This is a genomic window from Hymenobacter bucti (assembly GCF_042681145.1).
GTDB lineage: Bacteria > Bacteroidota > Bacteroidia > Cytophagales > Hymenobacteraceae > Hymenobacter > Hymenobacter bucti.
This window is the reverse complement of record NZ_JBHUFD010000001.1, coordinates 657,862-672,281: the sequence shown is the minus strand read 5'-3', so window position 1 is coordinate 672,281 and position 14,420 is coordinate 657,862. Positions and strand designations below refer to the sequence as shown.

Genomic DNA, 14,420 nt, shown 5'->3' with positions numbered 1-14,420 from the left:
GCTCGCATTTGGGTTCAATAGTTTTAGCGCGCAGCCAGTGCACGCGCAGCAAGCGGCACCCACCACTATCCGGCTTTCGCCTGATGACCTAGAGCGCGGCCGGCACGGCTCGCAGGAGCGCTTTTTCTTTTTACCCCCCGGCAAAACCGGCGAGGACAATTACCAAAGTGCCGGCTTTTTCGGGCAAAAGCTGCGACCCTACATCAGTAGCAGCCCGACTGCGGTGGCAGAGCTAAACCGCTACAGCCGCCAAAAGACGCTGTACTTGATTGATAAAGGCTTGCTAGTAGGCTCCGTTATCTTATATGCCTCCCAGGTATTTAGGAAGGATGAGGCCCAATACCTGAGTTCGACGCAACAAGTAGCGGCCGGCGTAGCCGTGGTGAGCTTGGTGGCCACGCTGTTTATCAATCGTAACACCAACGAGTACTTTAAGCAGGCGGTGGACAACTACAACAGCGACCTGCCCGCGGGGCGGCGCGGCGCCCTGTGGCCCCGCCTGCGGCCCAGCGGCCTAGGGGTGGCGGCCACGGCCCAGGGTGCCCCGGTAGTGGCGCTGCGGTGGCAATTGTAGCCCTAGGTGTTGCACCAGTCTCCCGGTTTTTGCGTTAAGGCGAGCACAATGGAGTTTCCTTTACCTGAGGCGGCCCGGCGCTACGTGGCTGCCCACCTGCACGACGACCCCGCCCACCTGGCCTTGCAGGCTCGTCGCCACCCCCACCTACCGGTTCCCGAACTGGTGCGCCAAATCCAGGCTCGCCAAAAGGCCCGCATTAAGCTGCCCGCCTGGGCTGATAACCAGGACCTGATTTTTCCGCCCGCGCTGTCGGTCGAGCAGGCCTCTTCGGAGCGCACGGCGGCCTTCAAAGCAGCCCTAGTGACTGGCGCAGCGCGGCTGGCCGACCTCACCGGCGGCTTCGGGGCCGATGCCGCGCACTTTGCGGCGGTGGTAACGCAGGTAGACTATGTGGAGCGCGACCCGCGCCTGGCGCAAGTAGTAGCGTATAATTTTGCCCAGCTTGGTATTGCAAATGTGGCCGTGCACGCCGCCGACGCCGTTTCTTTTTTGAAGGAGAGCAGGACGACTTTCGACTGGCTTTTTCTGGACCCGGCCCGGCGCGACCAGCGCGGCGGCAAGACCTACCACCTAGCCGACTGCGAGCCCGACGTGCCCCGCTTGATGCCCTTACTGCTGCGCCACGCGCCCCGCATCCTGCTCAAAACCTCGCCCATGCTCGATATCGAGCTGGCCATTCAAGAGTTGAAGCACGTGCGCCGACTTTGGGTGCTGGCCATTGATAATGAAGTAAAAGAAGTGCTGTATGAGCTGGGTGAAGAGCCCGCCATCGACCCCGAGCGCTTGGCCATAAACCTGCGCCGCGATGGCAGCCAGCAGGAATTTCGCCTCAACCGGGCTCGGGAAGCGCGGGCCGTGCCCCGCTACGCCGAGGCCCAGCAGTACCTCTACGAGCCCAACGCCGCTATTCTGAAAGCGGGCGCATTCAAGAGCATTGGCTCGGCCTTCGAGCTTATTAAGCTGCATCAGCACAGCCATCTCTACACCAACTCTGAGTTGCGGGCCGATTTTCCGGGCCGGATTTTTCGCATCCTGGCCGTGGAGAAGGCCGATGGCACCACCCTAAAAAGCCACCTAGGGCCCGAGGCGCGCGCCCACGTCACGACCCGCAACTTTCCTGAGTCGGTAGCCGATTTTCGGCGCCGCACGGGCATCCGCGAAGGCGGCGACATCTACCTTTTTGCCACCACCGACCTGCGGGGCCGGCTGGTAGTGCTGGTGTGTGAGAAAGCACTGGCCCCCGCGCAATAAGACAGCCAGCCAAGCCCCAGCGCACTGGTCTTTTCCAGGTCCCTAAAATTTGGTTACAATTATTGAGTAGCTTTGTCGCCCGCCCGCCCGCGCCTATGTCTGGCTAGGCGGGCGGTCTTTTGTTTGACTAATCCTCTCCTATGCCCTATCTGTTCACTTCCGAATCGGTTTCGGAAGGCCACCCCGATAAAGTTGCCGACCAGATTTCCGATGCCATTCTCGACGACTTTCTACGCCAGGACCCGGCCGCCAAAGTAGCCTGCGAAACGCTGGTAACTACCGGCCTAGTAGTGATAGCGGGTGAAGTGAAGTCGTCGGCCTACGTTGATGTGCAAACCGTGGCCCGCGACGTTATCCGCCGCATTGGCTACACCAAAGCCGAGTATAAGTTCGAGGCAGAAAGCTGCGGTATTCTATCGGCGCTGCACGAGCAGTCGCCCGACATCAACCAGGGCGTGGTGCGCCAAGCCCCCGAGGAACAGGGCGCTGGCGACCAGGGCATGATGTTTGGCTACGCCACCAACGAGACGGACAATTACATGCCGCTCGCGCTCGACGTGTCGCACCGCCTGCTACAGGTACTGTCCGACATTCGCAAGGAAGGCAAGGAGATGACTTACCTCCGCCCCGATGCCAAGAGCCAGGTAACCATCCGCTACTCCGACGACCACCGTCCCGAGGCTATCGACACCATCGTGGTGAGCACGCAGCACGATGACTTCGACGCGTCGGAAGAGGTGATGCTGGCCCGTATCAAGCAGGATATTATTGATATCCTCATCCCGCGGGTGAAAGCCAGCCTGAGTCCGGACATTCAGGCGCTCTTCACCGACAGCATTACGCACCACATCAACCCCACGGGCAAGTTCGTGATTGGTGGCCCGCACGGTGACTCGGGCCTCACCGGCCGCAAAATTATCGTGGACACCTATGGTGGCAAGGGTGCCCACGGCGGCGGTGCTTTTTCGGGCAAAGACTCGAGCAAGGTAGACCGGTCGGCCGCCTACGCCGCCCGCCACATCGCCAAGAACCTAGTAGCCGCTGGCGTGGCCGACCAAGTGCTCGTGCAGGTAGCCTACGCCATCGGCGTAGCCAAGCCAGTGGGCCTTTACGTGACGACCTACAACACGACCAAAGCCAAAACCGCCGCGGGCCAAGCCCTCACCGACGGCGAGATTGCTGAGAAGGTAAATGAGCTGTTCGACCTGCGCCCCTACGCCATCGTGGAGCGCTTTGGGCTGCGCAACCCCATCTTCGGCCAAACGGCTGCTTACGGCCACATGGGCCGCCAGCCCGGCACGGTGACGGTAAAAATGAAGGATGGCGAAGACAAAACCTTCGAAACCTTCACCTGGGAAAAGCTCGACTACGTCGACCGCATTAAGGCCGCTTTCGGTCTGTAAGAACCTAGGTAACTGTATAAAAAAGCCCCGCCAATTTTTTAATTGGCGGGGCTTTCTGCTTTATCGGAAAGTAGCTACCCTAGGTAGCTACCGGCTAGTGCTGCGCTAGGTGCTTCTCTTTATACTTCGTAATCTGCCGCTTTAGGGCCTCCACGGCAGCGTCGGTAGCGGCTTCGAAGGAGGCGGCATCTTCCTGGCTGAACAACGTGCTACCGGGGACCATCAACTTGATTTCTACTGTTTTGTTAGCGATTCCATCCTTATTGTTAAGGCGCAAAATCACTTCCCCGTCGGTAACGCGGTCGTAAAAGTGTTCGAGTTTATTGAGGCGCTGCTGAATAAAGTCGAGCAGTGATTTATCGGCATCAAAGTGGACCGATTGCATTTGCACTTTCATGGGCAGTAAGGGTTGAGTGGGAAACGTAAACAACTATGCTCTGGGATGAGCTTGCTCAAATACGGATTTCAGGCGGTCGACGGACAAGTGCGTGTACACCTGCGTGGCCGCTAAGCTAGCATGCCCCAGCAACTCTTTTATGGCGTTCAAATCGGCTCCTTTGCCAAGTAAGTGAGTAGCAAAGGCATGCCGCAGCGCGTGCGGATGCTGATGCGCCGCCGAGGTTGATACCTGGCTCAGATATTTCTTCACGGTGCGGTAGACCAGCTTCTCGTAGAGCGGCTCGCCCTTGTCAGTGCGCAGCAACGGGCTGCTCAGGAGGCTAGGGCCAAATTCTGCCTGATGAGCAGCGCTGTACTTATCCAGCACCAGCAGCAGCGACGGATTCAGGGGCACCAAGCGCTGCTTATTGCCCTTCCCCGTAACGCGCACCGTGCGGGCCCCTGCATCCAGGTCAGCCGCCGTGATACCTAGGAGTTCGGAAAGGCGGATGCCCGTCCCGTACAGCATTTCCAGCACCAACTGGTCGCGCGCACCCACAAAAGTGGGTTCAAAGTCAAAGGAGTTAAGCAGCCGGTTCAGCGACTCTTCGGGCACGAACTCGGGCAGCTTCTTGGCCATCTTCGGAGCCTTGATGCGCAACATTGGGTTGGCCTCGATGGCGTGGGTGCGCAGTAAAAACTTGTAGTACGAGCGCAGGCAAGCCACCTTCCGGTTCACGGTGCGCGGGTCGAGGTCCTGCCCCATCAGGCTCACCACCCACCCCCGAATGAGCGGGTGCGTAGCCTGCGCGGGCTCCCCTAGGTCGTATTCTGCGCGCAGGTAGCTGGCAAACTGCGTCAGGTCGGTTTGATAGGAGATGACGGTGTGCGGGCTAAACCGCTTTTCGTAGCGTAAAAAATCTAAAAACTCGTCCATTATTTTCCTCGGGCAAAGTCGGGCTCGTGAGCCACTAGCAATGTACTACAAAACTATACTTTCCGAACAACGCGAAAAGCCCCTGCCCTTGCTAGGTAGCAAGAGCAGGGGCTTTTCAAAGCCACTCAAACGAAGGCCTATTGGCTATTCGTTTTCGGTACCGTACGTAGCAAGCTTGTAAACAGCCTTTTGCTTCAGCTTACGCTTGGTGATGCTGGGCTTTTGGAAGAACGTGCGGCGACGCAGTTCTTTCAGCACACCAGTGCGTTCGAATTTCTTCTTGAAGCGCTTCAGCGCACGGTCAACGGTTTCGTTGTCTTTGATTTGAACGATAATCATATCGAGGGATGAGGAGTCTTTTCAGGGCAAACGGGCCGCAAAGATAACCACAGATTCAACGAATTGCAGCGACTGAAGCAGATTTTTTTTGTGGTTCTTGTCCTTGTGCTCACCGACATACCGGCCCAGAACCACGAAAAGCATGCTTCAGCCGCTACAATTCGTTGAATCCGCGGTCTTATTTCAATAAGACCCGAGCAATAACCAGTTTTTGAATTTCGCTGGTGCCTTCGCCGATGGTGCAGAGCTTAGCATCGCGGTAGTACTTCTCGGCCGGGTAGTCCTTAGTGTAGCCGTAGCCCCCAAATATCTGGACGCCCTCGTTGGCCACGCGCACGGCCACTTCCGAGGCGTAGAGCTTGGCCATTGCCGATTCGCGGTTTACATTTTGGCCCCGGTCCTTCAATTCGGCCGCTTGGTAGGTAAGCAGGCTGGCGGCCTCAATCTCGGTGGCCATGTCGGCCAGCTTAAAGGCAATGCCCTGAAAATTGCTGATAGGCTGGTTGAACTGGTACCGCTCTTTCGAGTACTGCAGCGCTGCCTCATAGGCACCCTGCGCGATACCTAGGCTCAGGGCAGCGATGCTGATGCGCCCGCCATCGAGCACCTTCAGCGACTGCACGAAGCCCTCGCCGACTTTGCCAATAACGTTTGCGACGGGCACGCGGCAATCGGTGAAGATGAGCTCGGTGGTTTCGGAGGCGCGCATGCCCAGCTTGTCCTCCTTGCGCCCGCCCGCGAAGCCCGGCGTGCCACGCTCCACGATGAAGGCCGTCATACCGTGCGAATCGCCGACCTCGCCCGTTCTGGCAATCACCACGGCCACGTCGCCGCTACGGCCGTGCGTAATAAAGTTTTTGGCGCCGTTCAGCACGTAGTACTCGCCGCTTTCGTCGAGTACAGCCGTGGTACGCATGTTACCGGCGTCGGAGCCCGTGTTAGGCTCCGTGAGGCCCCAAGCCCCCAGCCACTCGCCCGAGGCCAGGCGTGGCAGGTACTTGTGCTTCTGCTCTTCCGAGCCGTGCTGCAGGATGTGGCCGGTGCACAATGAATTATGCGCTGCCATGCTCAGGCCAATGCTCCCATCAATCTTGGATAGCTCCACAATGGCCGTTACGTATTCCTGGTAGCCGAAGCCGGTGCCGCCGTATTCCTGCGGCACGAGCACGCCCATCAGGCCCAGCTCGCCAAGCTGGCGGAAAGTGTCGCGAGGAAATTCCTGCGTTTCGTCCCAGCGCATCATGTGGGGTTTGATGTGCTGCTGACCAAAGTCGCGCACCATTTGCGCAATCATGGCTTGATTTTCGGTCGCTACGGTAGCTTCCATAAAAAATATGGGTGGGTGGGGTGAGAATAAGTGCAGGACGCCATAGAACCAAAACTGGTTTCCTACCGCGCCAATTCGTCAAAATTACTATTCCAGCAGCTGAACTAATGACCTAGGTCACCGGTTTGGAGGCCCAAAATTGGAAAGCCTACAACAGATAGGTTACTTTTGAGACCTTTTAGCTGGTGCTCATCTTCAGAATAACACCGCTGAGCCTCACTTTCTACCTTGGCTATATCCTTTGGATTCCTTCTTTGTCTATTCCGCTACCGTGCGTCGGCTGCTGCTGAGCTTACCGGTTCTGCTTTTATTTGCCTCCTGCGCTTCCAATCGATATTACAATCAGCGCGTGCTGTTTCGGCTAACGGATGAAAAAGGTAACCGCATCGACACAGCGAAGCTGCGGGTAGCCGTCAACCGTACCGACCGCAACTACCGCATTCAGCCCAACGACTTTTTGGATATCCGCGTGTATACCAACAAGGGCGAACGCATCATCGACCCCAACGGCGAGCTACAGTTTGGCTCGTCGGCCGGCCAGACATCTAGTTTGACTTCCCGGACTGCTACCTCATCAGGTAGCCGGGCTGCACAGGTATCACGCACAGGCAGCAGTAGCTCTGGCCTAGAGTTGCTTGTGCAAGCCAATGGCTTGGTGGCTGTGCCAATTATTGGCCAAACGCGTTTAAGTGGTCTCACACTACGCCAAGCTGATAGCACCTTACAAGTACTGTTTACTCCTTATTATCGCGATACATTCATCCAGACACGGGTCACTAATAATCGGGTTATCATTCTAGGTTCACCTGGCGGTTTAGTCATACCGCTAGCCAACGATAACATGAATCTTTTGGAAGTTCTCGCGTTAGCAGGAGGTGTAGATGGCGGTAGTGGCGGCGGCGGCGGCGGTGTTTATCGTTACGGCGGTAAAACGTCTACTATTCGCATTATCAGAGGTGATTTAAAGAACCCGCAGATTGAGCAGATTGACCTAAGCACCATCGCTGGCATGCGGCGGGCTAATCTGCAAATGGAGCCTAATGATATTGTTTATATAGAGCCTGTGCGGCGCCGCTTCTTGGAAGGACTGACAGATGCGGGCCCGGTATTTGGCGCGGCATCTACCTTGCTCAGCGCCGTAAGTATTGTTTTCACTATTATCACTATCGCGAGTCAAAATCGATAGTTTTCAATGTCCTATCTCTAGCATTCATTCTAAGCTTATTATTTAATTATGGCAGTAAGTGAAAACGCAGAGCTTGAGGAGCTTATTCGCAGAGCCACTAGTGACACAGCTAGTCAGCTTCCGCCCACGTCCGGCCCGGCAATAGCCGCTGAGCCAGATGATGCTGAAAGCAGTCTGGACCTGAATATGTTAGTATTAGTAGCTCGCCGGAGCTTGGTATGGGTACTACTATTGCTAGCATTAGGCTTCACAGGATCTTGGCTATTCTTGCGCTATACTAAACCGATATACAAAGCAGCTTCTGTGCTCAAACTAGATGAGCGCTCAGAGGCCGCTAACCTTGGGTTTGGAGCAGTTAAGAGTGATGATAGCCCGAGTAATCAGCTAGCCGGTGAGATTGAGCTCATCAAATCCAATCTTACTTACAAGCATCTGAAGGAGCGCTTGGCGCTGGATGTCAACTACTTCGTACAAGGTACAGTCCTGGAAGCTGAGTTGTACGATAATTCGCCCTTTCTCGTAAAGTATAAGATAACTGACCCAGGACTATACAATCATAAGTTTTTGTTGAATTTCCTGACACCTACCAAGTATCAGGTAAGTGTTAAAGTCCGCAACCAAACGCTGACTGGCACCTATGACGTAGGGCAGTGGGCACCCTTTCCGGGTATGCAGTTGCTACTGGAAACCGTACCCGGGCGGGCACTGCCCATTGGTGATGACCCGCAGTATCACTTCGTGATTCTTGACGACGGGTCAATGAATGGCTATCTGGATAAGAATCTGGATGTTACGGTAGTTAATCCCAGCGCCAACACCATCCAGATTTCGTTTACTGATAACAACCCTGACAAGGCTGCACACATTATCAACAACATTGATACGGTGTACCTACAGGAAAAGCTAGACCGTAAAAAGCAGAGTACTGCTTTATCGCTAGACTTTATAGACCAGGTCATTGCTGACAATGACAAGCGCTGGCGGGCAGCCGAAGAAGCGCAAAAAGAGTTTGTGCGCCGCAATAAAACTTATGATGTGAAGGGCGACATGGCGGCGCTCAAGGGAAACCTGGAAAAACAGCAGGAAGACCGTCAAAAACTTCAGGACAAGCTTCGTCTGCTGAGCGATATAAGCCGCCTGATGAATCGGGAACAACTTACGCGCAACGATGATGAGACGGTGGCGGATAACCTGCCGGGCATAACCGAACTGGAAGACCCGACCCTGATAGGGCTGCTCAACGAGCTGGATGGCCAGCAGCGCAGCTTGCGGCTTACGCTTAAGTCACAGACTGACAAGACGTTTGCCGTTCAGCGTAACCAAGCCGTTATTAGAGATACCCGCGAGTTGCTGCAACGGCAATTGCAGCAGGACTTTCAACTGTTTCAGAAGCAGCTGGCCCGGCTCGATGCCAAAGATGCGCAGCTCAATAACAAGCTGATGGCGATGCCCGAAAAAGTAACCGAGCAGGACCGCCTGCAGCGGCCGCTCAGTTTGTACGCCTCTACTTACCAGCGGCTGGTAGACCGCAAGATGGATTTCAACATCCAGCAGGCGGGCACCACCCCGGAGTTCCAGATTCTATCGCCGGCCTCGCCGCCCAGCGAGCCCATCACGCCCGTGCGGTTACTGGTATACGCTATTGGGTTGGCGAGCGGCCTGTTATTAGGCTTGGGCCTGATTGCTACTCGCTACCTGATGCACAATACCGTAACCGGAATCGGGGAGTTGGAGCGCGGGGCCAAGGCAGCAGTCCTAGGCGTCATTCCCACCTACGATAAGGAGAAGCTAGAAGTATCGCGGCTGGTGGTAGATAAGAATCCCAAAGCGTCTGTTTCTGAAGCTATTCGTTCTATCCGAACCAATCTGGATTTTATCAGTCCTGCCAATAAAAAGCGGATTATCTCCGTGACCTCCACTATTTCGGGGGAGGGCAAGACGTTCGTGGCGGTAAATCTTGGCGGTATTATTGCTCTGTCTGGTCAGCGAGTGATTATCCTAGACCTAGATATGCGCAAGCCCAAGGTCAACCTGGCTTTTGATGCGGATAACGTGCGAGGTATCAGTACTATCCTCATCGAGCGGCATACCTTGGCCGAGTGCATTCAACACACCGGAATTGAATCGCTGGATTTCATTTCGGCGGGCCCCACGCCACCCAACCCGTCGGAGCTTATCCTCAACCCACGCTTCGACCAGATGCTGGCCGAGCTGCACCGGAGCTACGATGTCATTCTCATCGACACGCCGCCAGTTGGCTTGGTTACGGATGGCATTCTTATCATGCGCAAAGCCGACGTACCGATTTACATCGTGCGCGCTAATTATTCGCGCAAGGTGTTTTTGAAGAATCTGAACCGTCTGATGAGCAATAATCAGTTCACGAAAATGTGTACGATACTCAACGATGCCAAAGCTCAGAATGCCTATGGCTATGGCTACGGCTACGGCTACGGCTACGGCTACGGCAATAGCAACACCGGCTACGGCATGGGCTACTACGAGGAATCTACCCAGGCCCCAACGCTAGGTCAAAAAATCAAGAGTTTCTTTAGCTAAGTATTTAAGAGTAATAACTAATGGCCAGTTTTTGGCAACGCTTGTTTGGTAATGACGCTACTACCGATTCTAACGCTGATATTGTCAGCCCGTTAGCTGGACTGCAGGTTGATATGCACTCGCACCTGCTACCGGGCCTTGACGATGGCGCCGAAACGGTAGCCGACAGCTTAAACCTGCTGCGAGAGCTGCGCGCGCTGGGTTTTCGCAAGCTGATTATGACCCCTCACATAATGGGGGATTTCTACAAAAACACGCCCGAAGGCATCCGGACCGCCTTGGCTGAGTTGCAGGCCGCTACCCATGCGGCCGGTATAGATGACATGACGCTGGAATGCGCCGCTGAGTACTACCTCGATGAGTGGTTGGGCCAGAAGCTAGCCGAAGGCTCTGAGCTCCTGAGCTTCGGCGGTGAAAAGCGCTACGTGCTTTTCGAGACCTCGTACATGAATGAGCCGTTTAACCTGCAAGCAACTATTTTTGAGCTAAAGGCAGCGGGCTACCAGCCAGTATTGGCTCATCCTGAGCGCTATACCTACTATTACGGTCGCTTTGCCGAAATCAGAAAACTACGGCAGGAATACGGAGTCCTCCTGCAGCTCAACCTCAACTCGCTGGCGGGCTACTACTCTCCCACTGCCCGCCACGTGGCCGAGCAACTAATCGATGAAAAACTAGTTGATTTCGTAGGCACCGACACGCACCACCTGCGTCACACCGCCGCGCTGGCCAAGAAAACGGTTAAGTCGACTTATTTCCGAAAGCTACTGGAGTTGCCGCTTCTCAACGATACGCTGTAGGCCAACTGCCTAGCTCTTCTTTTTCAGCCGATGATTTTCGTTACCGGAGCAACTGGTCTTATCGGCTCATTTTTGTTGCGCGAATTGCAGACACGAGGACTAGCCGTGCGGGCGCTGCATCGGGGTGCTGCGCCCGCACGGCTAGTCCTGCCGGGAGTAGAATGGGTACAGGGCGACATCCTGGACGCTACCCTGCTGGCGTCAGTCATTTCTTCAGACGTAACGCACGTCTTTCACTGCGCCGGACTGGTTTCCTACGCCCCGCAGGACGAAGACGCCCTGCTGCAAACCAACGTGGAAGGAACGGCCGCTATCGTTGATGCGTGCCTGGCCCGGCCCGGCATTCGGTTGGGCTACGTGTCGTCGGTGGCAGCCCTAGGTCAGCCCACCGAGCCCACCGGCGAGCAGCCGGCCGAGGCTCAGCAGATAGTATCTGAGAAAGCTACCTGGGACCTAGGCGCCAGCCACCCGGCCTACGCCACCAGCAAGTACCTAGGCGAGCTAGAAGTGTGGCGTGGGGCGGCCGAGGGACTAACTGCCGTCATCGTTAATCCTTCGGTGGTGCTAGGGCCTGGCGACTGGCAGCGCAGCAGCACGCGCCTGCTCCGCTACGCCTACGACGAGCACCGCTTTTACACGAAAGGCCTGCTCAACTTTGTGGACGTGCGTGACGTGGTGGCGCACCTAGTTCGCTTGATGATTGACCTACCTGCCGGGCCTAGCACCGAGCGCTACATCCTGAATGGGGGCGCCTACCCCCTCGGCGATTTCCTGCGGGACGTCGCCCGGGCGTTTGGCCGCCGCCCGCCCACGGTGGCCGTGCCCGACTGGGCCGCCGAAATAATCTGGCGTTTGGAGCACGGGCGGGCCGTTTTGACGGGTGCGCGGCCCCTGATTACCCGCGATACAGCGCGGGCCGGGCGGCAGCATATCTACTACGATGCCAGCAAAGTGCAGCTAGCCACCGGCTTAGGTTTCCGGCCGCTTAGCGAAACGATTGCCTGGGCCACGGAAGGACTCAAAACGAACCGGACTAGTCCCCAAGCGGTTATATCTTAGCGAATCGCGACGGAGCTACGCTTTCACAACGGGGTAACGCAACGATAGGGCTTTCACTTGGTCCGGCCTAGTTATTGCCTATTTTACCCAACCGCCAGCGCTATTTTGCTTGCCGCTCAGCTTGTATTAATTCGTGATATTATGCGCATGAACGAATCATTTGAAGACCCCCGGGCAGCTCAGAGCACCGTGCGCCGCTACGAGCGCATGGTAGCCCATGATGAAGCTGCTTTTTTTGACCTGGAAGAGTTTGAAATTATTATTGATTACTATGTAACCTCGGCAGCTTTCGACAAAGCCCAGCAGGCGTGCGAGGTCGCCCTGGGCCAGTATCCTTTCTCTACGGAGCTGCTTATCGACCGCGCGCAGATTTCGGCCATGCGCGGCGACTACACGGAGGCTGAACGGCAGATTTCCAGCGTGGCCAGCCTGGACCCCGACAACGCGGACGTGGCCGTAACGCGCGGTATTATTGCCACGCAGCGGGGTGATTTTGAGGAGGCCGTGCGGTTTTTTCAGGCGGCCCTGGCCCAAAACTCCGACCGGGAAGACATTCACTTCAACCTAGGGCTGGCGTATCAAAGCTGGCAGAAGTACAAGAGCGCGGCCCGGCACTACAAGCACAGCCTGCGGCTGCAACCCGACAACGAAACGACGGTGCAGGAGCTCCTCAACTGCTTGGAAGCCAGCAACCGGCTCCCCGAGCACGAAGAATTCTTCCAGCGCTTCACCGACGATGACCCTTACTCAGCGGTGGCCTGGTACAACCTAGGGCAGTACTACTACCGGCTGGAGAAGTACGAACAAGCCGCTGCGGCTTTTGACTACGCCATCGTCATTGACGCCGACTTTCACGACGCGCACCATTGGCTGGCCGATACTTACGTGTGCCAGCAGCAGTACCAGCGCGCCATCGCCGAATTCGAGCTCAGCTACCCTACCGGTGAGCCCACCGACGAAGCGCTGTGCAACATTGGGGAATGCTACGAGAAGCTGCGCGACTGGGACCAGGCCCGCCAGTATTACCGCAAGGCGCTGGAAATAAACCCGGCCATGGATGAGGCCTGGTTTGGGCAAGGCGTGCTGCTGCAAGAGCAGGAGCGCCCTTTCGAAGCCATTCACTTCTTCCGCAAGGCGGTGGAGCTGTACGGAGAAAGTGGGGAGTACTGGTCGGCCCTAGGGGCTGCTGAAAACCAGGTTGGCAACGTAGTAAGTGCCCTCGAAGCGTACGAAAAAGCCACTGAAGTAGCCCCGGAAGACGCTACTGGCTGGGTTAGCTGGAGTGCCATTCTTTATGAGCAAGGGCACTACGACGAGGCCATCGACCTGCTGAGCCACGCGGTGGAACTGCACCCGCACGAGGCGCATTTTCACTACATGTTCTGCGCGTATCTGCTTGCTTCGGGGCGTTTGCGAGAGGCGTATCAGGAGCTGGAAACGGCGCTCACGCTCAATTATGACCAGCACACCCTCTTGTTTGACTACTTCCCAGAACTAGAGCAGCAGCCTGCTTTGCGGCGGCTCATCGACCAATTCAGAAAGTAATCGGCAGGCCGACGCGGCTTGAGTTTTCGAGATAAGTTACTTTTGTAGCCGTTCGCTTAACAAGCGAACGGCTTTTTGCTTTTTAAAAGATAGTGATTGAGTGCCCTATGTGGCGCCGCTCCCTATTCTTCACCATCTTACTCATCTCATCACCAGCTTACTTGATGAACTATTCCCTCTCCCAGCTACCCGAGCGTACGCAGAAACCCCGTGAGCAAGGCTTTACCATGATGATGGATAAAGGCCTGAGCCTGCGGGAAGTGGAAGATTTTCTGGAGGTGGGGGCACCTTACACCGATATTGTGAAGCTAGGCTGGGCGACCTCCTACGTAGTGCCCAATCTGCAACGGAAAATAGACGCGTACCGGGCGGGTGGCCTCCCCGTGTACCTAGGAGGCACGCTGTTTGAAGCTTTCATCATCCGCAACCAGTTCGATGATTACCGCCGCCTACTCGACAAATTTGGCCTTGAGTACGCCGAAGTATCGGATGGCAGCATCGACCTGCCCCACGACCGCAAATGCGAGTTCATCCGCGAGCTTAGCAAGTCGGTGAAAGTGCTGAGCGAGGTAGGCTCGAAAGATGCGGAAAAGATTATCCCGCCTTACAAGTGGATTTCGCAGATGCAGGCCGAGCTCGACGCGGGGGCCATTAAAGTAATCGGTGAGGCCCGCGAGGGTGGCAACGTGGGCCTGTTCCGGAGCACGGGCGAAGTACGCTCGGGTCTGGTAGAGGAAATTCTGACCAAGATTCCTTCGGAGCGCATCCTCTGGGAGGCGCCACAGAAGGCGCAGCAGGTATGGTTCATCAAGCTGCTCGGGGCCAACGTGAACCTTGGCAACATCGCCCCCAACGAGATTGTGAGCCTTGAAACGATTCGCCTGGGCCTCCGCGGCGATACGTTTACTGACTTCCTCGACATGGACGGCGTCGACCCCATGTTCCGCCCCGAGGTGAAAACCGGCAAACCCGGCACTTCGATGCCCCGCGGCTAATCGCTCATCACTTCTGCCCACAAAAAAAGCCTGGTTCTTACGAACCAGGCTTTTTTATTATAGG

Annotated in this window: 13 protein-coding genes; 9 read left to right on the top strand and 4 right to left on the bottom strand. The window is 56.2% G+C overall.

Features of this window, described 5'->3' with window-relative positions; genetic code table 11:
• The first annotated feature begins 37 nt into the window (after positions 1 to 37).
• From ACFSDX_RS02610 to metK, 3 genes are all read left to right on the top strand, one after another.
• Entirely contained in the window at positions 38 to 574 is a 537-nt protein-coding gene (locus ACFSDX_RS02610) for a hypothetical protein (RefSeq protein WP_382311644.1), read from the top strand.
• 48 nt (positions 575 to 622) lie between these two features.
• Positions 623 to 1,828, top strand: a complete 1,206-nt coding sequence (locus tag ACFSDX_RS02605; protein ID WP_382311643.1) for a THUMP-like domain-containing protein — start codon at positions 623 to 625, stop codon at positions 1,826 to 1,828.
• A gap of 140 nt (positions 1,829 to 1,968) precedes the next feature.
• The gene (gene metK, locus ACFSDX_RS02600) at positions 1,969 to 3,231 is read left to right on the top strand and encodes a methionine adenosyltransferase (RefSeq protein WP_382311642.1); all 1,263 of its coding nucleotides are present in this window, start codon (positions 1,969 to 1,971) and stop codon (positions 3,229 to 3,231) included.
• 94 nt (positions 3,232 to 3,325) lie between these two features.
• Here the strand turns inward: metK and hpf are convergent, their stop codons facing one another.
• From hpf to ACFSDX_RS02580, 4 genes are all read right to left on the bottom strand, one after another.
• Positions 3,326 to 3,628, bottom strand: coding sequence for a ribosome hibernation-promoting factor, HPF/YfiA family (gene hpf / locus ACFSDX_RS02595; RefSeq protein WP_382311641.1), 303 nt, complete (start codon positions 3,626 to 3,628; stop codon positions 3,326 to 3,328).
• A 33-nt stretch (positions 3,629 to 3,661) separates the two neighbouring features.
• The gene (locus ACFSDX_RS02590) at positions 3,662 to 4,546 is read right to left on the bottom strand and encodes a tyrosine-type recombinase/integrase (protein WP_382311640.1); all 885 of its coding nucleotides are present in this window, start codon (positions 4,544 to 4,546) and stop codon (positions 3,662 to 3,664) included.
• Positions 4,547 to 4,690: 144 nt separating this feature from the next.
• Positions 4,691 to 4,885 (bottom strand): 30S ribosomal protein S21, encoded by a 195-nt coding sequence (gene rpsU / locus ACFSDX_RS02585; RefSeq protein ID WP_144846743.1) that lies wholly within the window; start codon positions 4,883 to 4,885, stop codon positions 4,691 to 4,693.
• Between the two features lie 178 nt (positions 4,886 to 5,063).
• Positions 5,064 to 6,212, bottom strand: a complete 1,149-nt coding sequence (locus ACFSDX_RS02580; protein WP_382311639.1) for an acyl-CoA dehydrogenase family protein — start codon at positions 6,210 to 6,212, stop codon at positions 5,064 to 5,066.
• Between the two features lie 241 nt (positions 6,213 to 6,453).
• Between ACFSDX_RS02580 and ACFSDX_RS02575 the strand changes: the two genes are divergently transcribed.
• The 6 genes from ACFSDX_RS02575 (at position 6,454) to ACFSDX_RS02550 (ending at position 14,356) form a co-directional block, all read left to right on the top strand.
• On the top strand, positions 6,454 to 7,398 hold the full coding sequence (locus ACFSDX_RS02575) for a polysaccharide biosynthesis/export family protein (protein ID WP_382311638.1): 945 nt from the start codon (positions 6,454 to 6,456) through the stop codon (positions 7,396 to 7,398).
• 564 nt (positions 7,399 to 7,962) lie between these two features.
• Entirely contained in the window at positions 7,963 to 9,957 is a 1,995-nt protein-coding gene (locus ACFSDX_RS02570) for a polysaccharide biosynthesis tyrosine autokinase (protein ID WP_382311637.1), read from the top strand.
• A gap of 113 nt (positions 9,958 to 10,070) precedes the next feature.
• Positions 10,071 to 10,757, top strand: a complete 687-nt coding sequence (locus tag ACFSDX_RS02565; protein WP_382311636.1) for a tyrosine-protein phosphatase — start codon at positions 10,071 to 10,073, stop codon at positions 10,755 to 10,757.
• A gap of 30 nt (positions 10,758 to 10,787) precedes the next feature.
• Positions 10,788 to 11,816: an NAD-dependent epimerase/dehydratase family protein gene (locus ACFSDX_RS02560; protein WP_382311635.1), complete on the top strand. Its 1,029-nt coding sequence runs from the start codon at positions 10,788 to 10,790 to the stop codon at positions 11,814 to 11,816.
• 147 nt (positions 11,817 to 11,963) lie between these two features.
• On the top strand, positions 11,964 to 13,361 hold the full coding sequence (locus tag ACFSDX_RS02555) for a tetratricopeptide repeat protein (RefSeq protein ID WP_382311634.1): 1,398 nt from the start codon (positions 11,964 to 11,966) through the stop codon (positions 13,359 to 13,361).
• A gap of 164 nt (positions 13,362 to 13,525) precedes the next feature.
• Positions 13,526 to 14,356 (top strand): phosphosulfolactate synthase, encoded by an 831-nt coding sequence (locus tag ACFSDX_RS02550; protein ID WP_382311633.1) that lies wholly within the window; start codon positions 13,526 to 13,528, stop codon positions 14,354 to 14,356.
• Positions 14,357 to 14,420: the final 64 nt, after the last annotated feature.